Origin of the sequence: Streptomyces sp. NPDC002896 (assembly GCF_040295225.1) — a bacterium.
In the GTDB taxonomy this organism is placed as follows: domain Bacteria; phylum Actinomycetota; class Actinomycetes; order Streptomycetales; family Streptomycetaceae; genus Streptomyces.
In genome coordinates, this window is sequence record NZ_JBEOVA010000066.1 from 1 (window position 1) to 20,671 (window position 20,671).

The following is a 20,671-nucleotide window of genomic DNA, read 5'->3' on the forward strand; positions in this document are numbered from 1 at the left end:
CCGGTCCGGAAGTAACGGCTCGATCCGCGCCCACTGGGCGTCAGTCAGCGACATGCCCAGATCAACGTCCCACTGATCCAAACGAAACTGCCTAGGGCTTGGGCATGGCTGATGTGTCCGAAGTTGGGCTGTGTCAGTACGGTCGGATGCCTGCGTTCAGAGTTCGCATCGAGGGCGGCAAGGCAGAAGACGACCGGGCTCGCTGTATGAAAGCCGCCGGTCCGACCGGCTCCTCGGACCGCCGCCTACGGCTTGCCGTCGAAGAAGCCGGACTCCAGGTCCTCGATGATGACGTCGAGTGGATGCCCACTCACGATGAGCGGTCCGCTCCAAGGCGCGCTGAGTGCGAAGAGCAACGCCAGGCTCAGCCCGACCACACTCGCAACGCCCACGATGAGCAGTGACGTGCGCAGGCTGCTGCGGAAGATCAGTGCGCCGGCGTTCACGATCAAGGCCAGTCCGCTGGCCACAAGCGTGACGACGTAGAGCGCGGGAACGTCGCGCGAGGCGGCCGCGACGCGGGCGCGACGACTACTGGTGACGCCGTCCAGGGCAAGCAGCAGCTCCGTGCTCGCCGGGGTTCCCAACTCGGGCCGGGCCGCCTCGGCGCGCACGCTCCGCTCCAGCCGTGCGATCGCGCGAGCGGTGGCCGGGTCGTCACCGGACGCCGCTGCCGCGCTCTCCCATTCCCTGACACGCGTGGTCTGCAGGTAGTCCAGCAGTGGCGCATGGATCGACTCCGACTGGACTCGCGGACTTGTCGCCGCCCACGCCAGGCGGGAGGCTGCGGCCGCCTCGTCGCTCACCAACCCCTCTGCTGCACGCAGGTAGCCGGCCTCGCTGGCCAATGAGAGTGCCGCAAAGATCGCGAAGGCAGCGCCGAGTGTGGGCATCAGGGGGGTGGCGATCTGCGGCACCCGGTCTTGTTCCCCAGCCGGTACGAGCGCCCGGACGCCGACCCGCGCCACGGCCGCGACCAGAAAGGCAAGGAAGAGCCAGGCCACAACCAGCACCAGCGCCGGCAGCGAGGTCAACCAGTTCACCACATCACCTACAGCGTGTTCCCACGAGCGTCACACGGCGGCGACACATCGGCCCCCCGACCTGGAGCTCCTCGTCGATCACCTTCAACGAACGCTGCATGACCACAGGTCGAAGACCTCCCGATGCCTCGTGGAACGGTTTGTCCAAGCAGTCAGTCTCATTTCTAGTGGCGCGTACCTCAGAGCGTTGAACGCCACACCAGGCCGAATGATCGACCCCGAGTGCTCTCGTGAGCCAAATGGGGGCTCACAGGCCGCCGGGACCCTCAAGGTCGCACAGCACTTCCGGAATCACGGCAAAGGTGGCGGGGTGAGCACGGTGGCCGGGTCATCCGCGCCGCGCTGATGCGTGTCTGGTGGGATCCGGAAGCCGAACCGATCGATGGGCGTCCGTCTGCCGGATGCCGTGCTGTCGGCCGGCCGCCTCCCAAATGACCCCGCTCCCCCTGGTCGCAGGCTCCGGCAATCCATCACCAATTCTCGGTCAAATGTGCGAATATGCGAGGCGCTTTGCCGCATGTCGCGCCTACGATCTACGCGCTTTCGCAATTTGGCATGTTCCAGACGAAGCATGCCTCGGTCCACTTCACGGAAGGTGCGCGTGGCGCCCATACGAAGGTTCAGACAGCTGGCCGTGATCGCGGCCGCGGCCGCTTTGTTCGCCGGGCTGACAGGACAGCCGGCAACGGCGGCGGATACCCCCACGGTGACGCAACTGACGCTGTCCGGCGACCAGTTCAAGATGACGGACACCAGTTATGCCGCGGCGACGGACAACCTCTACAACAACTACCTGACGGACCACGCCAGCCTGACGGACGTCATCACCACGAACTACACCACGAACTCGTCGGGCGCCACCGACTCCTGGCTCAACCTCCGCTCGATGCGGGCCTGCTCGGGCAACGAGACCAAGGCGCTGCCGCCGGTGACCACCAAGGTCGCCTGGTGCTGGTCGTCGGCGCACGGCGACGACACCACTCAGCACTGGTACCCGCAGGGTCTGAGCACCACCGGCACGGCCGACGGCAGCGACGGCGCGATCCAGGGTGACCACGTCGCCGCGGTCTCCTGGCACTACGAGACGCTGTCCGGGGAGACATCCAGCGGCTGCAAGACGGACAACCTGCTGAAGCTCACCCTCATCGACCGCGACACCGGCAAGTACCGCCACGTCCTGCTGGCCGAGCCGACCAGCACCTCGTCGAGCGCGTCGAACTTCAAGTTCGTGACGGGCCATGGCGGTGGCATCGTCTGGTACGCCAACTACATCTACGTCACGGACACCGCACACGGCATCCGGGTGTTCGACCTCAACAAGCTCGCCAAGGTCGACGACTACGGCTCCGGCGTCGACACCTACGGCATCAGCGGCGGCCGCTCCAGCGCATGCGGATACCCGTACGTGCTGCCCGAGGTGCACTACTACCAGCAGTCGGGCACGCCCACCGCGTGCGACTCCGACGCGAACGCCGGCACCCTCGACCCCGACCACCTCTGCTACTCCTGGCTCTCCCTCGACAAGACCGGCGGCAGCCCGTACAAGCTGGTCACCGGTGAGTGGTACGGCGGGGTCGACGGCGGCCGCGTGGTGCGCTACCAGCTCAACCCGACGAGCTCCTCGACCTACCCCGGGCTCCTCAACATGTCCGGGGGCAAGACCGTCATCCAGGACGCCTACGCCGCCTCCCGCTACCGCGGGCTGCAGGGCGGCATGACGTGGACCGACGACCAGGGCGTGCTGAACTTCGCCTTCCACAAGGGCTGCGGCACCCAGCCCGGCGTGTACTCCCACACGTGGATCGGCGACACCAGAGCCGGGACGACCTGCGCTGCCGGCGGCAACTGGGCGGCCGGTCCGCCGCAGGCCCTGAGCTACTGGCCGAAGCTCGACGCGACCCAGGTCGACGAGTTGTGGGGGCTGACCGAGGGCATCTGCTGGAGCCCGAGCGACTCGCGGTACGACGAGCACACGCCGACGAGCACGCTGGACGCCTGCTACGGCTACAACGGCTCCACGACCTCGTCCCTGCGCACGGTCTTCGCCGTCGGCTTCACCGACCCGGCGGTCCAGAACCTGCACTGACCTGACGCACGTCGGGCAGGGTCTGCTCCGGTGCCGTACAGCGCCGGAGCAGACCCCATGGGCGAGTGCGAGCGAGCGGCGCATCTTCCCCGCGCGCCTCCTCATACGCCGGCGGCGACCTCCCGAGCGGCGGCGTTCTGCGTCTCCGTGGCCGGATTCCCGCCCCAGCGGGCGTGCTGCGGGACTTCCTCGCCTTTCATGAGGAAGGAGTCGGGGGCGAGCACCGCGCCGTCGCCCATCGTCACGCCGTAGTGGACATGGGCGGCGACACCGAGCGTGGATCCGGCGCCGAGGGTGCTGTGGTCGGACTTGAAGGTGCCATCCTCCTGTGAGTGGCACTGGATCCTGCTGCCCGCGTTGAGCGTGCAGTCGTCGCCGACGGTGGCGAGCGTGCGGTCCGTCAGGTAGCAGCCGTCGTCGAAGACCCTCTTGCCGATCCGGGCGCCGAGCAGCCGCCAGGCCAGTGGCTTGAACGGAGTGCCGTTGAACACGTGGAAGAACTCGACGGGGAGCTTCCACAGGCGTTCGTGCAACCAGAAGTCCGGGTGGTAGATGGAGCACAACTGCGGTCGCGGCCTGCGGAACGCCACGACGGCACGCTCCACGAGCACGAGGTAGACGGCGGTGAACACAAGGGCGAGGGCCGAGGACACGGCGACCATCACCTCTCCCACCACACCGCGCAACTCGACGGCTGTCATGCCGAGCAATGTGATCACGAAGAAGTCGAGCCACCCCACGACCAGGAACAGCGCCATGGTGCGGAGGTTGTAGCGGTTCTTGGCGGCGAGGAGGCGGCGCAGGCGGTCCCCGGTGCGGAGGTGGTCGAACCGGCTGTCGCGCTCCACCGACCGCGGGATCTCGAAGGGCGGAGAGCCCAGCAGACCGACCCCTTCGCGGACCCTGCCATCGAGCGGCACCATCACTTTCGTCGCCAGCAGGCAGTTGTCGCCCGTCCTGGCGCCGGAGGGAAAGGCGATGTTGTTCCCGATGAAGTTGTCCGGTCCGATCGCGGCACGGGAGACGCGGAAGGACGTGCTCGAGTAGTCGGCGTTCACGATCGAGAGGCCGTCGGCGACCATCGTTCCCGTGCCGACAGAGCTCAGGAACGGTGACTCGTGGTGTATTTCCGTCCCGAAGTTCGATCCGGTCTGCTCCACCGGGGACAGTTTGTATCCGAGCCCTCGCAGATAGTGAACGATGTAGGAACTGTCGCCGAAGAGGCGCTTGAAGAACTTGATGTTCGTCATGACTGTGATCGCCCGGTGAGCGGAGTACTGCAGGCCGTACAGCGGGTAGACCGTGTTCGGTTTGACCAGGCGGGCCAGCAGGCGTGGGACGCTGCACAGCGCGATCACGCCCACGACGACGAATCCGAAGAACAGCACGAGGGACGTGCGCACCGCGTCCAGGTAGAACTGCGACGACATGCCCCCCGCCGTGTCGTGGCCCGCGTCCAGTATCTGGCCCGCGGCCGGGACGGTGGCGAGCAGCATGTACGAGCCCCCGACGGCCAGCGGCACGACCAAGCAGAAGATCTGGAGCAGGGTGGCGAGGCCATAGAGGGTACGGCGGGGCGTGCCACAGGTCGCCGGTGGCACCCTCACATGGTCGGTCTCCGTGCGCTGGGCAGGGGAACCGTGCCAGCTTTCCCCTGTCGGGACCACCTGACCGGTGTGCAGGGACGACGCATGACCGAGCTGGGCTCCGTCTCCCACCGCCGTGTCGATGTCGAGCACCGTCTTCTCGCCGATGAACGCGTCCCTGCCGATGGTGACCCTGCCGGTCTGGATACGTCCCGCATGCGCCCGGTAACAGAGGAAGTACGTGTCCTTACGGATCACCGTGTTGGAACCGATGGTGAGCAGGTCGGTACAGATCGGAACATGACGGGAGAGGATGGTGACGTTCTTTCCGATCCGCGCACCGAGGGCCCGCAAGTAGAGCACGCGCAGTGGATTGCCGATGAGGAAGAACATCGGATTGGCGTGCAGCAGCACCTTCACGGTCCAGAGCCGCAGATAGGTCAGGCCCCAGATGGGGAATTCACGGGGTGTCCAGCGCCCGATGAGGATCCATTTGGCCACGATCGGGACGAGGCACAGCCCGAGGAAGCCGGCGCCGCCGACGAGGACTGCCCGCAGATAGATGTCCGTCAAGCCCGAGCCGGCAGCGACCCATTCGTAGCATCGGGTGCCCACCATCCCCACGACAAGGACGTATGCCAGGAACACCAGCAACTGCAGCGTCCCGCACAGGCTGTAACGCAGGGTACTCGCCTGTGTCACCGCAGGTGCCGGTGCCGGTGCCCGGGGAAACGAGTCGGAGGCGGGCGTGGCATTCCCCGCGGCCCTCGCCAGGCTTCGAATTGTCGGATTCCGATAGATGTCCTTGATTGACACGGACGGCAGGTCCGCACGCTTCCTGACCCTGGCGCAGAACTGCGCCATCACCAGCGAATTGGCACCGAGGTCGTCGAAGAAGTGGCTGTCGACCGACACCTGCTGCACGCCCAGGACCTGAGCGAGCACCTCGGCGAAATGATTCTCAGGGCCTGCCTGATGATTACCAGGACCTGCCTGCCGACTGGTGTACTTCCTCTCGCTGATCGGGGATTCATCCGGCTTATTCGTCGAGTGTTCAAAAATTCGCTCCACCATGCGAGCCCCTCGAGATTGGCGCCCCCTATCGACCGCGCGGCTTCGCTGAGTACATGCTCCGTTACTGTGTGTGCGAACCGCTGCTGGCCTACTTCACCTTCTTCCCCCGCCGCACCCGGCCCGCCGCCTCGGCGGTGTAGTCGTGCGCGGCGGTCTCGTCGCTGCCCTCGTTCTTCAGTTGCAGTCCCAGTAGCCCTTGTGCCACTTGTGTTCGCTGTCGTACCAGCCCTTGTGCCACTTGCAGTTGTCGTCCTGGGAAGGTGAGGCACTCGTCGAGGCGGGGGCCGCCGCGGCGGCCGTGCTCGCCGTGCCGATTGCGGTGCCGCCGGCCAGCAGGAAGCCGGCCGCGACGCAGGCGAAGGCGCGCTTGGCGCGTTGTGCTCGCATGTGTCTGCTCTTTCCTCCACGTTCTCGCGCTGTCGCCGCACGAGATGGATGGCCGCGGCCTCACGCCGAAGGCTTGGGCGCTGTAAGCGTGAGCCGCTGAGGTTGCTGGACGATGCCGCTCGAAGAACGATGCGGCGCTGTCGTCGAGGTCGCCGTGTGCTGGCCCGGAAGCATGCCCCCCGGCTGACGCCCACCCTCACGGGAACGTATCGCGGAGCGTGTCCAGGATCGCGACCGTTACCTCTTTCGACGGTAGCGGCGTATCGACTGCCGGGCACCTCGAGGGCAAAGCGCCCCAACCGTTGGCGACCAGCACCGACAGTGTGCTGAAGGCTCACACCCGGCGCAGTTGTCTGCAGCACGGCGCTCGGAGCGGTGTCGCTCAGGCACTCGTCCCCGTACGTGCTTGGCGTCGGCGACGCTGAGGCCGGCAGGCACACACACGAAGGCGAATTACTACGTCCCCGACGCTCCGAGCGTCTCCCACCGCACTCGACGAACTGGGCCTTTTTTTCCGTCGAGTTGGCGGTGTTGTCGGCCAGGAAGCCGCCGATGGGAGCTTGAGGGAGATGTATCCCGCAGGCTGGCCCCCGCGAAAGCCCCCGCGAACACCGCGGGCGAACACCGCGAACACCGAGCCGTGACCGACTCCGCGGTCTACGACGGCGGCGGTCGGCACCGTTGAGAGTCCTCAAGCTCCGCACAGGGCGCGGACCGCGGAACCGGCCGACGAGCCGACTCCCGCGGGAGCCGACCGCCGGAATCCACCAGATTCTGGGACATGAGCTCGCGGACGACCGCCGGCGCATACCTCCGCGGACCTCGGCGACGTCGACCTTCGCGGCCACGCGCGAGCACTCATCTTCCTGTATGAACCACGGCCGGTCACGCCGAGCGGCGACGGCTGGAGATCGAGTCGTCCCTTAGCGTGGGACGTCCCTGTTTCTCCCGGAAACAGGTGGGACGGAATCTTTGTCCGGGGCCTCGGTAACGCTCAGCGGCACAGGGTCTCGCTTCGCTGATCCTGACCGCACCTCGTAGGAGATTCTCATGAATCGCACGATGCAGCGCGGCTTCGTAGCCGCGGTCGCGGCGCTCGCGATGTTTCCCACCGCGGCCGTCGCCACCGACACCGCCGCCGCGTCACAGCAGCATGCAGCGCATCGGCAGAGCGTGGCCAACCGGCACGTGACCCCGTCGCAGCTGTGGGCCCCCGGCAACTCCACCTCCCGGCACGCGGTCGGCACCGGTCACCTCCTGGGCCGAGTGGTGACCCGCTACCTGCCGCTCAACGTCCGCTCCGGCCCCGGCACCGGCCACCGGGTCATCGGCTCGGTGCGCTCCGGCAGCACGGTCCGCATCCAGTGCAAGAAGAACGGGAGCAACGTCCGAGGCAACCACCGCTGGTACAAGCTCGCCGTCCGGAAGGGCTATGTCTCCGCCCGCTACGTCCGCAACCTGAGCGCTGTCCCATGGTGTTGAGCCGCTCGGCCCGCCCGTCCCGTTGTCAGCGGGGCGGGCGGGCCCCGTCCCACGGATGAGACGAGGAGGTCTGGAGAGCCCATGTTTCCTTCCCTTCCAGCAAACCCGGGCCGCAGGGCCGTGCTCGGGTTCGGAACCGTGGCTGTACTGGCCACCGCACTCCCCGCCGGCAGAACGCAGTCCCCGCCTGACCCGAAGCCGGCCGGCCTGGCCCCGCCGGATCCGGAGCCGGCGAGCCTGGACCCGGCGGGTAAGCCGTGGATCCGGGATGCACGGCTACATCACTCCACGGTGCTGCAGTCCTTCACCTTCGACGAGCGGCACGGCCACATGTACGCGCTCCAGGTGATGGAGGGCGGCATCCGGCTGCCGGGTGAGCCGCGCGCCTACACGCATGCCGAACGTGCAGCCGGCGGCGACTTGTGCCTGAACCGGCTCACCATGGACGGCACGCTCATCGATCACATGTACCTACTGGGCTTCGGTCACGGCGGCGCCCTCGGCATCGAGGACACCGCCCCTCATGCCGGCACGCTGTGGACGGAGTGGGATGCGCATCCGGCCTCCGGTTACGGCCGCGGCATCTGCCGCTTCCGCTTCACCACGGGCGGGGTACTGACACGCGCCAGCCGCCGCATCGCCACGTATCGCCCGGTCCCCGGTTCCACGAGCAACTACGTGGCCCTCGACCCGGCCAACGACCAACTGCTGCTGCGATACAAACTCGACGGCATGCCGCGCTACAGGGTGTACAGGCTCACGCAGTTCGCCTCCCGGGATTTCCGGCCGGCCACCGACTTCGCCCAGCCCGGCGCCCAACTGGATCTGCCCTTCCAGGGCATGACGCTCTACGGGCCGTACGCCTACCAGCTGCTCGGCAACGCGTACGGCCCCGGCAACCCCTCCTCCTCGGGCGGAAACATCCAGCTCTACCGCATCGACCTGCGCACCGGCCGGGTGCTGCAGCAGGTGCTGGACGGCACCGGGAAAAAGCTCCACCCGCGCGAGCCGGAGGGCCTGGCCGTCCTGCGCCGGGGCGGACCCTGGCTGTGCATGGGCTTCACCCAAGGTCGAGTGCGAGACCGCAGGTTCTCTCTCTACTACAAGCCGATCACCCGATGACTCCGGCCGTGCGTGTGGCGGCCTTCGCCCCATGGGTACATATCAGTCCGTCTGGGACGAACTGGACGTCGTATCACGGACTGGGAGCGGAATGGAGAAGCAAGGGACGGCCCGCTGGCGGCCATTGCCCGAGTCACTCGGCCCCGCAGCGCGTCTCCTGGTGGAGCGGCTGCGCGACCTCAAACAGCGGACCGGGCTGAGCCTGGCCGCTCTCGCCTTACGCACTGCCCACAGCAAGTCCGCCTGGCATCGCTATCTCAACGGCGTCAAGTTGCCGCCGCGTACGGCGGTCGAGGCGTTGGGGCGGCTCACAGACGCCGAGATGGCGCCGCTGCTCGCACTGTGGGAGGAAGCCTGCCGAGCCGAGACCGGACCACTGAGCGCGGCGGCGCAGCCCCCTGCACCACCGGCTCCCGTACTGCTGCCGTCCCTTGCGGGTGCCCATGTGCGGCGGCTGCGGCGGACCGCCGTCATGCTGGCTGTCTCCACCACGCTGGGCGCCGTGGCCTGCGGTGTGGGCGTACCGGCCCTGGCGGGCGGCGACCCCATTCGGCGGGCGGCGTCCTGCCACGGGCAGAGCTGCCAGGGGCAGTATCCGGACTTCTCGCACTGCAATCAGGATGCCCGCACCGAGAGCACTGTCGCCTACGGCGCCTACACCGTACGGCTCCGGTTCAGCCCGTCCTGCGCCACGGTCTGGTCCGAGGTGGAGACGAACGTGCCCGGCGGTACTCGGAAGATCTCGATCCGGTCGGCGACCGACGAGCTGCTCGCCTCACACCGGGACAGCCGCACGCACGGCAGAAGCAGCCCCATGCTGCCCGCGACAAGCCCGGAGGGCGCCGAGGCGTGTGCCGAAGTGGCCGACCAACTGGCCTGCACCGGGGCTGTACAGCTCTCGGTGGAACTGCCCGGGAATCACTGACGATGTTCTCCTCCGCCCCACCGAGGAGTCGGCGGCGCATCAGCGCACACTCGGCGTCCTTCCCTGGGCCCCTCGGCTGTCAGCGGGCGCTGCAATGTCCGTGCTGAGCCGTCAGCGAACGACCGTACGACCGCGAGAACGGCCGTGCAGGCTGGGGCGCATGGATGTAGTCGAGGTACTACCAGGACTGCGCATGCTTCGCTTTCCTGTGGGGGCGGCCTATCTGTGGCGGGACGGCGACGAGCTGAACCTGATCGACACCGGGACGGCTGACTGTGCCGGGGAGATCGAAAGAGTGCTGGACGGAGAATTGCGGCGCATCGTGCTGACGCATTGGCACGAGGATCACACTGGCTCGGCAGCCGAACTGGCCATACGGCACGGAGCGGAGGTGTTCGCGCATCGACTGGAGGCTCCGGTGATCCGGGGGGAGGCGGTCGGGGAGCCGGCAGTACTGGAGCAGTTCGAGGAACCGATCAGAGCGGCGCTTCCGCCGCTGCCACCAGCTCCGCCGTGCCGCGTGGACCAGGAGGTCCAGGACGGCGATGTGCTGGCGTTCGGCGGCGAGGCGGTGGTGGTCGCGGTGCCCGGGCACACGGACGGGTCGATCGCGCTCCATCTGCCCGGGCCAAGGGTGCTGTTCACCGGCGATGCGGTCGCCAACGTCGGCCGGACCACGCTGGGTGTCTTCAACACTGACCGCGCCCGGGCCATGGAGTCACTGTGCCGGCTGGCCGAACTGGACGTCGACACGGCAGTATTCGGACACGGCGACCCGATCACCCGCGGCGCTGCGGCGGCCCTGCAAGAAGCGTCGGCCGCAACCACGTGACCCTCCGCTTTCGGCAGACTGGCGGTTTGGTCTCCATGGTCGAACGCGCTGCGTTCTTGCCCGACATCGTCGGATCCGTAGCTTTGACAGCGGTTCGTGGGCCCCACGTGGCACGTGGCAGCCATAGGTGGCTCCATCGGCCTTGGCTGGGAGCGGCAGCTGCCGCTGTGGTGGACGTTGCGCAACCCGTCCCGGCCGCTGACGCACCACGCGGCTCACCGGATGTTCGAGCGCGTCAGCTCCAAGACCGGCACCTCGGCGACGCTGCACGCGCTGCGGCACACCGCCGCCTACCGGATGGCCGAGGAGTCGAACCTTCTCTCACCGATTTCCAATTTGAGTCATTCCCAGGCATGGCACGCCCGGTCGCTCAGGGTTGTGTCACGCCGTTCAAGGGAGTACGCCGTGCCGAAACCTTGCGATAGCAGATCCGCCACCCATCACGAGCGCGCACGGCGATGTCGTCATAAGAGACGGATCCGCAGGAGCCATCGGCCTTGACGCCCAACCCCTTGGACCGGACCCGTATCCGGCCGTCTGCCGACTCGGCGATGACGATGTTGGTGACGTGATGCGCAACGGGATTGGCGGCTCCCAGCGCCAGAGCCGCTTCCCGGATGGCTTCGACTCCCACCAGACGACCTTGGCCGAAGTCGGTCAGGTCGTAGACGACATCCGCGGTGAACAGCTCCTCCAACCGCTCAAGGCTTCCGTCATCGACAAGGTGGCCGTGCAGGGAGACCAGTTCGGCAATGGCCAAGCGGTCTTCAAGAGCGAGCGACACGCGTGTCCTCTCCGGCCCGGCAGCCGAAAGCCCGAGCCATATTGTCGGTCAACGTCAGAGCGGTGCCACTCCCGCTGGTCACTGCAACGAGCCGAGGGCTTCGGACAGGAGGGGCGGTGTTCTCGTGATCGTCTCCCATCACCGCACAGCCCGCCACCGACTTGCACACAGAGAATACGGCCCGGAGGTCTTCTACTGCCGGCCCGGGTTGAAGGCCGCGCACACGAGAAAGGCGGTGTCGAGGGCGAGGTCGGACGGTTCTGCCGCAACCACCTGGTCCCGACCGCCACGCTGGCCGAGCTCAATGCACGGATCGAACATTGGGATTCCGAGGACGACCGGCGCCGGATCGGGGCCCGGCCCAGGACGGCCGGTGGGTACTTCGCCGCCGAACAGCCGCTGCTGAAACCGCTGCCGGACGAGCCGTTCGAGACGGGCCGCTGGTCCAGCCCGCGGGTCTCTTCTCCAGGGATATGCCGTCCACGGTCTCCCCGGTGACCCCGGGCGTCATCGCACACTTGTTGGCATACAAAGACCCAGCAGAACACCGGCTGAGCACCGCAGATCGAGCTGCTGCCGACGACAAGCGCCGACGGCCGATCACATGATCATTAACGCCTGGTCACAGCCGCTGCACAAATGCAGCCCGCCACTCCGGCGATGGGTCCGAGCCCAGCTCCGTCCAGTACTCCCGGCCGCCAACGATCTTCCCGTCCCGGACGGTCCAGAGCGACACGACACGGTGGACCCCCATCGTGTCGTGAGGGACTTCCACCTCCGAGACCACGACCTCGCCGTCCGCCACAATCCGCAGCACCCTGATCGACCACCCCTCCGGATACTCCGCGTTGATGCTCACGAAGTTCCCGCAACCCACGATCCGCTCGCCACTGACCGGCCAGTCCACCACCAGGTCATCGGCGAGCAACTCACCGAGCCCTTCCCAGTCCCGGGCCTGCATGCGATCCCAAAACCCCTGAACGATCTCCGAAGGTTCCATGAGCGCATCCTGACAGGCCCCACCGACAAGCCCCGACCGTGATGCTCGGTGGGACCAAATCACATTGACAGATCGCGCCTCAGGGATCGCAAAGTGGGTCCGAAATCCCCTCACAAGCGGGGCCACCCGAGACTGCCGACGCCAGGTCCGCCCGTGTGCGCTGTGGGCATGAATGCGCGATATGACGCTCTACTTCACAGCACAGGCCGGTGCGGGAGCGTCTGCAGCAGTACTGCGATCGCTCCCGCCCCTGCGATCCACCTGTGAGCGGCACGCTCAGTCGCGGTCTCGACCGTGGGTGTCGCCGCCCATGTCGTCACTGCCACCGCGGTGGCGGCCGTGGTCGTCACTCCCGGAGTCGTCCGAACCGCGGCGGTCGTCGCTGGCACCGCGGTCGTCATTCCCGCTGCCGTCGTCACTCCCGCCGCGGTCATCGATGGCGCCGCTCTTGTCGTCACGGCGGCGATCGTTGGAGACCGACTCCTGCTCCACCCTCATGATCTGGCCGCTGCTCCGGTCGACGTAAATCTTGTGCCGGCTGCCGTTCTTGACGATCTTCACGCTCCAAGCCGGACGGCCGTGCTCCACTTCCGGCTCGACCTCGACGAGCTGCCCACCGCCTACGTGGGCAAGGGCGATCTCGACGGCGCGTCCGCGGCTGACCGACGTGGTGGCTGTCGGACCCGCCGTCACATCGGACTGGGCAACGAGCGTTGGTGTCGCGGTCGCGACCGACGATGTGTTCCGGGTGGGGGTCACGTCCTGGCTGCCCGCGAGAGCGGTGCCGGTGATCGCGGCAGCCAGGGCCCCCGCGGTGAGCAGGATCACGGATGTGCGTTTCATGGCGAACCTCCTGCGATTGCCGTGTGGTGCTCCGAGGTTCGCCCGAGTCGGGATAGTGCCGCGCTGCGTGACTGCTAAGAGCGGGCTAAAGCGGTGTCTTCGGGGTCGGGCCGGACGAGGGCGGGCCCAGTTCCAGCGTCACCCGGGCGCCGCCGGCCGGGCCGGTCGCCAGGTCCAGCCGCCCGCCGCTGGATTGGGCCGCGCGACGGGCGATGTCGAGTCCGAGGCCGGTTGACCCGCCGCCGCTCGCGCCTCGCCGGACCTGGTCGGCCGAGAGACCGGGGCCGTCGTCCGCCACCGTCAGCAGGGCTCCGCCTCCGGCCCTGGGCGTCAAGGTGATGGCGAACGCGGTGCCGTCGGGCGTGTGGGCGAAGACGTTGCCGAGCAATGCGTCCAGAGCGGCGGCGAGTTCGTCGGCGGGTACCCCGACGGGCAGCGGACCGGTCGCCGCCATGTCCAGGGTGACCGCCCGGCCGGTGTCCTCGGCCAGCACGGTCCAAAACGCCACCCGGTCGCGTACCGCAGCGGTCGCCTCGCAGGCCGCGGCGGCGTACGCCTCCCGACGGTGGCGGGCCTGGCTGATCAGGCCGGTGACCGCCCGTTCCATGGCGTCCACACGCGCGGCGATGCGGGCTGCGTCGGTCGCGTCGCTCAGTGACTCGGCCTCCAGCCGCAGTGAGGTCAGGGGTGCACGTAGTCGGTGTGACAGGTCCGCGACCTGTTCGCGCTCGTCTCGGAGCAGCTCCTGGATCCGCCCGGCGAGGTGGTTGAGCGCGCCGGCGACCTCGCGCAGCTCCGGGGGTCCGACCGGGCGGGCGCGTGCCGTGAGGTCGGCCCGTGCCAGCTGATGGGACACGGCGGACAGCTCCGCGATGGGGGCGACCAGGGTGCGGCTGAGCCGGTCGGCGACGAACAGGCCGAGCAGCAGGAGTGCGACGCCGAGGCCGACGAGCACCAGCCAGGCCCGGGCCACCCCGCGGGTCATTTCGGCAGTGGGCACGAACGCGCGGATCACTGCGGTGCCGTCCGGCCGGCCCAGCACCGCCACGACGATTTCACGGCCGTCGGGACGCTCGACGGTCCGGCTGACGCCCGCTTGGGCCGCGAGCCGCACGGCGCTGGTCCGTGGCGCCGGCGTGCCCAGCACGGATCCGTCGGGCAGGAATACGGTGATCGGGCTTCGGGACCCGGCGGCCATGTGTTCGACGCTGAACCGCAGAGTGTCCGGGTCGGCGGTCCCCACCAGCGAGACAAGGCTCTGGGCATCGGCGCCGGCGGCGACGACGGCCCGGTCCTGCGCCACCGTACGGAGCAGCAGCGCGAGTGGCACCACGAAGGCGAGCAGAGCCAGGCACATGGTGGCCGCGACGAGCAGTGTCAGCCGGCGTCTCATCGCCGGTCCGTGGGAGCACTGAGCCGGACCCCGACTCCCCGCACGGTGTGCAGGTAACGAGGCTCCTGCGCGGTTTCACCGAGTTTCCGGCGCAGCCAGGACAGGTGCACGTCGACCGTCTTGTCAGCGCTGCCGTAGGGAATGTGCCATACGTCGGTGAGCAGTTCCCGCTTGGTGACGACCTGCCCGGCCCGGCTGGCGAGATGATGCAGCAGGTCGAACTCGCGGGGAGTGAGATCGAGCAGGACACCGGCCAGGCTCGCCTCACGGGCGCCCGGGTCGATACGCAGGTCACCGACGACGGCCACGGCGGCACCGTCCTGGTGGCCGGCTCCCCGCCGCAGTACCGCCCGGACACGCGCCTCGAGTTGGGCGGCGGTGAACGGCTTCACCACATAGTCGTCGGCGCCGACGTCCAGCCCTCGGATGATCTCTGCCTCGTCGTCCCTCGCCGTCGCGATGATCACCGGTACGGAGCTGACCGCGCGCAGCATGCGCAGCAGTTCGATGCCGTCCAGATCCGGCAGGCCGAGGTCGAGCACCACGAGATCCGGACGCTCGTCCAGCGTCGTCTGCAGACCGCCCATCGCAGTGTGCGCGGCAGCGACGGCATGGCCGCGCTCGCGCAAGGCATGGGTCAGCGGCGTCCGTATCGTCGGGTCGTCTTCGATCAGCAGCAGGCGCACCACAGCAGGCACGCTATCCGAACCGGCGTGTGCGGCAAGGCCGTTAACCGTCCCTTAGGGTTCCCCGGTTCCGTCCTTAACGACTACCGCGGCATAGTCGTGCGCATGCCTCCCCGCGCTCTTCTCGCCGTGGCCGGTTGGACGGCCGCCGCCGTGGCCGCCACACTCACCGGCCTGGCCGCCGTCCAGGTCATCGGCGACGGGATCGCTGCCTCCACAGACGGCGGGGTGCTCACCCCGGAGCAGGTCGAGCGGCAACTCGCATCGGCGACGGCCTCGCCCTCGGCTGAACAGAGCACGGGGTCACCCACCCCGACTCCGACCGCCGCACCGACCACCCAGGCCCCATCCACCACCGCGGTCAAGAAGACGCTGTCCACTCCGGGCGGGACGGCCATCGCCGAGTGCAACGGCTCGACGGTGCGGCTGCTGTCATGGGCACCCGCACAGGGCTTCGGCGTCAAACGCGCGGACCGGGGTCCCGACGAGCACGCGGAGGTCATCTTCGAGGGAGCCGGGGGCAAAGTCGAAATGCGGGTGCGATGCACGGGCGGCCAACCCACCGCGTCGTGGAAACAGGACGACTGACCGGCGTGCATATGAGCGACACGATCGCCACCCTGGGCGCCTGGCGGCCATCGGCCCCACCGTGGATCAAATCACGAGGCGTCGTCCCATTCCCAGATCCTCATCGGCAGCCGAGTCGCTGCAGGGCTCGGGAACTTCGGCCACCCACGGTGAGGCACCGGCACCGATGGCGTCGGCGGTGCCCGCCACAGGATGGCGATTAGTGCGCTTTATATGTGCACGAGTACTCTGCGTCTGTCATGCGACGCTTAGACAGCTCGAGTCACGGTTCGAGCAACTCCGCCCGCCGGCCGCCGAAGCCCGGCAACCTGGCCTTGGAGCTCAACGCCTTCGTGGGCCGGGCGGCCGAACTCGCCGAGCTGAGCGACGCGCTGGAGGCAGAACGGCTGGTCACCGTCACCGGCGTCGGCGGGGTCGGCAAGTCGCGGCTCGCTGCGCGGGCCGCGTCACGGGTCGAGCCGCGTGACGGCGTCTGGCGCGTGGAGCTGGCGTCTGTACGCGAGGCGAACCTCGTCGAGTACGCGGTCGCCGAGGCGCTGGAGCTCACAGACCACACGTCCCGGCCGCCGCGCCAAGTTCTCCTCGAGCATCTTGCGGAGCGCCAACTCCTGCTCGTACTCGACGGGTTCGAGCACCTCGTCGACGCGAGCGGGTCGCTGGTGCGGGACCTGCTGATCCGGGCGCCAGGACTGCGGGTGCTGGCCGTGGGGCGCAGGCCGCTGGGCATCGAGGGCGAGCGGCTGTTCCCACTCTCCCCGATGCCCGCGCGAGAGGCCGCGGAGCTGCTCGCGGACCGTGCCGCATCCGTGCTGCCGGACTTCGCGCTGCACGACGGCAATCTCCCCGACGTCCTGGAGGTGTGCCGGCGCCTGGATGGGATTCCGCTGGCGGTCGAACTGGCCGCGGGCAGGTTGCGGGCGCTGTCTCCAGCGCAGCTGCTGTCCCGGCTGGACGACCGGTTCCGGCTGCTGACCGGCGGCGGGCGCGGGGCCCTGCCGCGGCACCAGACGCTGCGTACTGCCATCGGCTGGAGCCATGAGCTGTGCACTCCCGACGAGCGGCTGCTGTGGGCGCGGCTCTCCGTGTTCTCGGGGCGCTTCCATCTCGAGGCGGCCGAATACGTGTGCGGCGGGTGGGGGCTGACCGACGATGCGGCACTGGACACGCTGGAGGAGCTGCTCGCGCAGTCGGTGGTGATCCGCGAGGAGACTCCGGCGGGCGTGCGCTACCGGATGCTGGACACCGTCAGGGCGTATGGCGCCGACTGGCTGGAGGCGATGGGCGACAGCGCCCGGGTGCGGCGTCGGCACCGTGACTGGTACATGGGTCTGGCGACCTGGTGCGAGCTGGATTGGTTCTCGCCGCGGCAGTCCGAGGTCCCCGCGCGTGTCGATGCGGATCTGCCGAATCTGCGGATCGCCTTGGAGCACTGCCTGTCGGAGCCGGGCGAGGCGCATCTGGGCCAGCATCTGGCGGGCACTCTGTGGTTCTACTGGGTGGGCTGCGGGCGGCTGGCGGAGGGCCGGCACTGGCTGGAGCGGAGCCTGGAGCAGGCCGGCGGCCACGAGGACGCGCGGCTGAAGGCGCTGTGGGCGCTCGGCTATGTGGCGATCCTGCAGGGCGACATGGTGCCTGCGCTGGCCGCGCTGCAGGAGTGCCAGGACGAGGCGAAACGTATCAGCAACATCACGGCGGCCACCTACGCGGTGCACCAGATCGGGTTTCTGACGCTGGTCACGGGCGACGTGCCGGATGCCATGCAACTGCTGCGGTCGGCCCTCGACCAGTACCACGAGATCGGCGAACTCAACGGCACTGTGCTGATGTGCCAGGCTGCGCTGGCGATGGCCATGGCCTTGCAGGGCGATCTGCCGGGCGCGGTCATGCTCTGCGAGGACGTGCGGATCGTGTGCGAGGACCACGGCGAGCGCTGGGCCCTGGCGTACGCGCTGTACGTCCTGGCGTTCGCGTCCTGGGCCGACCGCGATCTGGCGGGGGCACGGGAGCAACTGGAGCAGTTCCTCGTCATCTGCCACGGGTTTCACGATCTCCTGGGCACGGTGCTCGCGATCGAGACATTGGCGCTGGTCACGGCGGAGGACGGGAATCTCGCGGAGGCCGCTCTGCTCCAGGGGGCCGCGAGCCGGATCTGGCCTTCGGTCGGGCTACCGCGCTTCGGCTCGAGCCAGTTCAACACGTCGCACGAGTTGTGCGAGGCGCTGGTGCGCGACCAGCTGGGCGATGAACAGTACGAGGAGTGCCTGCGCGCCGGGGAGCAGCTCGGCATGGATGCGGCGGTGGCCCGGGTGCTGGACGGGCAGCATTCCGAGCAGGTGGGCCGGGAGCAGCCACAGCGTGAGCCCCAGCCCGCATCGGATGCCTCCCAGAACCCGGACAGGCGCGAGCCCGCCCCCTCCCCCACGAATGGTGGAAAGGCGGCGAGCTGAGGCTCGGGGCTGCACCTTGACCGACGCGAGCGCCTGTGAGGGTCCATCATGAGGTTGTTCATGTCCGTGAATAAGAATCAAGTACAAGTCTATTGACGCGTTCACGGCAACCGCCCTACCGTCCCCGAGAAAGCGCTTTCCCCCCTGTTCGGATGCGGCCCTGCTTTCGGGCCCGTTCATGCCGTGGAACCGGCCGCATCGCCCCACCCGGAACTGCCACAGAAAGGGGTCACCCCATGCGTGTGTTTCTCTTGGCGCCCGGCCCGATCGCCGCCGTGCTTTCACCTCTGGGAAGAAGCGTCACCTCTGGGAAGAACGCGCGGCGGAAGAGCGATCCCACGCGGCACCCCCGCGCCGTGCTGTTCCTCAACCGCCCCTTTCTCTGAACCCCTGGTCAGACGAGCCAACCAACCTGGAGACAGACAATGCAATTGAGACCCGTCATCGCGTGCGTCAGCTTGCTGGCGGGCGCGCTCGTCGCGCTGTCCGGCACCACGGCGCAGGCCGCGACCACCCGTTATGAGGCGGAGACCTCCCCGGCGGTCTGCACCGGCACCATCGACTCCGACTGGTCCGGCTACTCCGGCAGCGGATTCTGCAACGGCACCAACGCGGTCGGCGCCTACGCACAGTTCACCGTGAACGCCTCCACCGCAGGCACGGCGACACTGCAGGTCCGCTTCGCCAACGGAACCACCGCGGCACGGCCCGCGGACATCACGGTGAACGGCTCGGCGGCCGCGTCGGCGTCGTTCGAGAGCACCGGCACGTGGGACACGTGGACGACGAAGACGCTCACAGTTCCAGTGAGTTCGGGCAGCAACACCATCCGGCTCAACCCCACCGCCTCCGCCGGCCTGGCGAACATCGACTACCTCGATGTCGAGTTGGGCGACACCACCACGCCGCCGTCGGGCTCCGCGCTGTACGTGGCGCCGAACGGCAGCGACAGCGCAGCCGGAACGCAGTCGGCCCCGACGACGCTCACCTCGGCGATCAGCCGCATCACTCCCGGCGGGACGATCTATATGCGCGGCGGGACCTACCCCTTATCCCAGACCGTCACCATCCCGCCGGGCAACAACGGCACCTCGAGCGCCCGCACGAAACTGTCCGCCTACCCGGGTGAGACTCCGGTACTGAACTTCTCGGCGCAGAGCGAGAGTTCGTCGAACCGCGGGCTCCAGCTGAACGCCAACTACTGGCACATCTACGGCCTCGTCGTCGAGCGCGCCGGTGACAACGGCATCTACGTCGGCGGCAGCGACAACGTCATCGAGCGCACGGTGACCCGCTACAACCGCGACACGGGCCTGCAGCTCGGCCGGATCTCCTCCAGCACCCCGAGCAGCGAGTGGCCGTCCGACAACCTCATCCTCAGCGCGGAGTCGCACGACAACGCCGACTCCGACGGCGAGGACGCCGACGGCTTCGCCGCGAAGCTCACCACCGGCAACGGGAACGTCTTCCGCTACGCCGTCTCCCACAACAACATCGACGACGGCTGGGACCTCTACACCAAGACGGACACGGGCGCCATCGGCCCGGTGACCATCGAGTACTCCCTCGCCTACGACAACGGCACCCTCAGCGACGGCTCCCAGGCCGGCAACGGCGACCGCAACGGCTACAAGCTCGGCGGCGACGACATCGCGGTGAACCACGTCGTCCAGCACAGCATCGCCTACGCCAACGGCAAGCACGGGTTCACCTGGAACAGCAACCCGGGCACGATGACGGTGTCGAACAACGTGAGCATCGACAACACCGAGCGCAACTTCAACTTCGACGGCGGCACCTCGGTGTTCCGCAACAACACCTCGTGCCGCAGCAGCAGCGGGACGAACGACAGGATCATCGGTGACGCCGACAGCTCGAACCAGTTCTGGTCCGGCTCGAACGGGTCCCGGTGCTCCTCGTACACCGGTGCCCTGGGTTGGTCCTTCGCCACGGATGGCCGCCTCGTCGTGACCTTCGGCGGCAACCCGGTAACGCCGTAACCGACCCCGTCGCCCAGCGGGTCGCCCCCGACCGGCACCGCAGCCCGGCACGGCGATGGCCCTGGCCGGCCCATCCGGTTCGTCCGGATGGGCCGGCTCGGCCAGTGATCTCACCGGCTCTCCGCCGCCCAGAACGGCATTCGACGCACGGTGTGACGCCGAAGGTCCGCACGAAGTCACCTTCTCGGCCGTGAGCGGCCGAGCTTGTGTACCCGGTCGTTCACACCTTGTCGCGTTCCCGACTGTCCCCTACGACAGGACGGTCACGGGTCGCATCTCCCGCTTTCCGGCTATACCTGTGGCGGGACGGGCATGGTGACGAATGCCCACGCCGAGCGTGCGCGGTCGCGCACGTTGACCCCGGCGACGTGGTCGGCCGGCCCAGCGAGGCCG

At 68.3% G+C, this 20,671-nt stretch carries 16 protein-coding genes; 8 read left to right on the forward strand and 8 right to left on the reverse strand.

The window, feature by feature from the left end; genetic code table 11:
- Positions 1-245: 245 nt before the first annotated feature.
- Positions 246-1,043 (reverse strand): bestrophin-like domain, encoded by a 798-nt coding sequence (locus ABT009_RS45710; RefSeq protein WP_351308827.1) that lies wholly within the window; start codon positions 1,041-1,043, stop codon positions 246-248.
- Between the two features lie 706 nt (positions 1,044-1,749).
- On the opposite strand from ABT009_RS45710, the gene ABT009_RS45715 reads away from it, so the two are divergent.
- On the forward strand, positions 1,750-3,129 hold the full coding sequence (locus tag ABT009_RS45715; RefSeq protein WP_351308830.1) for a hypothetical protein: 1,380 nt from the start codon (positions 1,750-1,752) through the stop codon (positions 3,127-3,129).
- A 101-nt stretch (positions 3,130-3,230) separates the two neighbouring features.
- On the opposite strand, the gene ABT009_RS45720 is transcribed toward ABT009_RS45715, so the two are convergent.
- On the reverse strand, positions 3,231-5,789 hold the full coding sequence (locus ABT009_RS45720) for a Pls/PosA family non-ribosomal peptide synthetase (RefSeq protein ID WP_351308833.1): 2,559 nt from the start codon (positions 5,787-5,789) through the stop codon (positions 3,231-3,233).
- Between the two features lie 174 nt (positions 5,790-5,963).
- A complete protein-coding gene (locus ABT009_RS45725; protein WP_351308836.1) occupies positions 5,964-6,176 on the reverse strand; it encodes a hypothetical protein in 213 nt (70 codons plus the stop codon).
- A 1,050-nt stretch (positions 6,177-7,226) separates the two neighbouring features.
- Between ABT009_RS45725 and ABT009_RS45730 the strand changes: the two genes are divergently transcribed.
- From ABT009_RS45730 to ABT009_RS45745, 4 genes are all read left to right on the forward strand, one after another.
- The gene (locus ABT009_RS45730) at positions 7,227-7,658 is read left to right on the forward strand and encodes an SH3 domain-containing protein (RefSeq protein WP_351308839.1); all 432 of its coding nucleotides are present in this window, start codon (positions 7,227-7,229) and stop codon (positions 7,656-7,658) included.
- 138 nt (positions 7,659-7,796) lie between these two features.
- Positions 7,797-8,780 carry a phage baseplate protein gene (locus tag ABT009_RS45735; RefSeq protein WP_351308842.1) on the forward strand — a complete coding sequence of 328 codons (984 nt, stop codon included), beginning with the start codon at positions 7,797-7,799 and terminating at the stop codon, positions 8,778-8,780.
- A gap of 91 nt (positions 8,781-8,871) precedes the next feature.
- Complete coding sequence (locus tag ABT009_RS45740; protein ID WP_351308845.1) at positions 8,872-9,705, forward strand: helix-turn-helix domain-containing protein; 834 nt, start codon at positions 8,872-8,874, stop codon at positions 9,703-9,705.
- A 160-nt stretch (positions 9,706-9,865) separates the two neighbouring features.
- Complete coding sequence (locus ABT009_RS45745; RefSeq protein ID WP_351308848.1) at positions 9,866-10,537, forward strand: MBL fold metallo-hydrolase; 672 nt, start codon at positions 9,866-9,868, stop codon at positions 10,535-10,537.
- Positions 10,538-10,907: 370 nt separating this feature from the next.
- Here ABT009_RS45745 and ABT009_RS45750 read toward each other — a convergent pair whose 3' ends face one another.
- From ABT009_RS45750 to ABT009_RS45770, 5 genes are all read right to left on the reverse strand, one after another.
- The gene (locus ABT009_RS45750) at positions 10,908-11,321 is read right to left on the reverse strand and encodes a nuclear transport factor 2 family protein (RefSeq protein WP_351308851.1); all 414 of its coding nucleotides are present in this window, start codon (positions 11,319-11,321) and stop codon (positions 10,908-10,910) included.
- A gap of 622 nt (positions 11,322-11,943) precedes the next feature.
- Positions 11,944-12,321: a nuclear transport factor 2 family protein gene (locus ABT009_RS45755; RefSeq protein ID WP_351308854.1), complete on the reverse strand. Its 378-nt coding sequence runs from the start codon at positions 12,319-12,321 to the stop codon at positions 11,944-11,946.
- Between the two features lie 276 nt (positions 12,322-12,597).
- Positions 12,598-13,164, reverse strand: coding sequence for a PepSY domain-containing protein (locus tag ABT009_RS45760; protein WP_351308857.1), 567 nt, complete (start codon positions 13,162-13,164; stop codon positions 12,598-12,600).
- A gap of 85 nt (positions 13,165-13,249) precedes the next feature.
- Positions 13,250-14,557: a sensor histidine kinase gene (locus ABT009_RS45765; RefSeq protein ID WP_351308860.1), complete on the reverse strand. Its 1,308-nt coding sequence runs from the start codon at positions 14,555-14,557 to the stop codon at positions 13,250-13,252.
- A complete protein-coding gene (locus tag ABT009_RS45770; RefSeq protein ID WP_351308863.1) occupies positions 14,554-15,246 on the reverse strand; it encodes a response regulator transcription factor in 693 nt (230 codons plus the stop codon). Before ABT009_RS45770 ends, ABT009_RS45765 begins: the two co-directional genes overlap by 4 nt.
- 102 nt (positions 15,247-15,348) lie before the next feature.
- On the opposite strand from ABT009_RS45770, the gene ABT009_RS45775 reads away from it, so the two are divergent.
- The 3 genes from ABT009_RS45775 (at position 15,349) to ABT009_RS45785 (ending at position 20,278) form a co-directional block, all read left to right on the forward strand.
- Positions 15,349-15,831 carry a hypothetical protein gene (locus tag ABT009_RS45775; protein WP_351308866.1) on the forward strand — a complete coding sequence of 161 codons (483 nt, stop codon included), beginning with the start codon at positions 15,349-15,351 and terminating at the stop codon, positions 15,829-15,831.
- Positions 15,832-16,070: 239 nt separating this feature from the next.
- Complete coding sequence (locus ABT009_RS45780) at positions 16,071-18,278, forward strand: ATP-binding protein (protein ID WP_351308869.1); 2,208 nt, start codon at positions 16,071-16,073, stop codon at positions 18,276-18,278.
- 425 nt (positions 18,279-18,703) lie between these two features.
- Positions 18,704-20,278 carry a right-handed parallel beta-helix repeat-containing protein gene (locus ABT009_RS45785; protein ID WP_351308872.1) on the forward strand — a complete coding sequence of 525 codons (1,575 nt, stop codon included), beginning with the start codon at positions 18,704-18,706 and terminating at the stop codon, positions 20,276-20,278.
- The last annotated feature ends 393 nt before the right edge of the window (positions 20,279-20,671 follow it).

Bases quoted from the DNA above. Each gene is read 5' to 3' on its own strand.
- ABT009_RS45775 (WP_351308866.1), top strand. From the start codon at position 15,349: ATGCCTCCCCGCGCTCTTCTCGCCGTGGCCGGTTGGACGGCCGCCGCC.
- ABT009_RS45730 (WP_351308839.1), top strand. From the start codon at position 7,227: ATGAATCGCACGATGCAGCGCGGCTTCGTAGCCGCGGTCGCGGCGCTC.
- ABT009_RS45745 (WP_351308848.1), top strand. From the start codon at position 9,866: ATGGATGTAGTCGAGGTACTACCAGGACTGCGCATGCTTCGCTTTCCT.
- ABT009_RS45755 (WP_351308854.1), bottom strand. From the start codon at position 12,321: ATGGAACCTTCGGAGATCGTTCAGGGGTTTTGGGATCGCATGCAGGCC.
- ABT009_RS45785 (WP_351308872.1), top strand. From the start codon at position 18,704: ATGCAATTGAGACCCGTCATCGCGTGCGTCAGCTTGCTGGCGGGCGCG.
- ABT009_RS45760 (WP_351308857.1), bottom strand. From the start codon at position 13,164: ATGAAACGCACATCCGTGATCCTGCTCACCGCGGGGGCCCTGGCTGCC.
- ABT009_RS45780 (WP_351308869.1), top strand. From the start codon at position 16,071: ATGCGACGCTTAGACAGCTCGAGTCACGGTTCGAGCAACTCCGCCCGC.
- ABT009_RS45765 (WP_351308860.1), bottom strand. From the start codon at position 14,557: ATGAGACGCCGGCTGACACTGCTCGTCGCGGCCACCATGTGCCTGGCT.
- ABT009_RS45720 (WP_351308833.1), bottom strand. From the start codon at position 5,789: ATGGTGGAGCGAATTTTTGAACACTCGACGAATAAGCCGGATGAATCC.
- ABT009_RS45740 (WP_351308845.1), top strand. From the start codon at position 8,872: ATGGAGAAGCAAGGGACGGCCCGCTGGCGGCCATTGCCCGAGTCACTC.
- ABT009_RS45725 (WP_351308836.1), bottom strand. From the start codon at position 6,176: ATGCGAGCACAACGCGCCAAGCGCGCCTTCGCCTGCGTCGCGGCCGGC.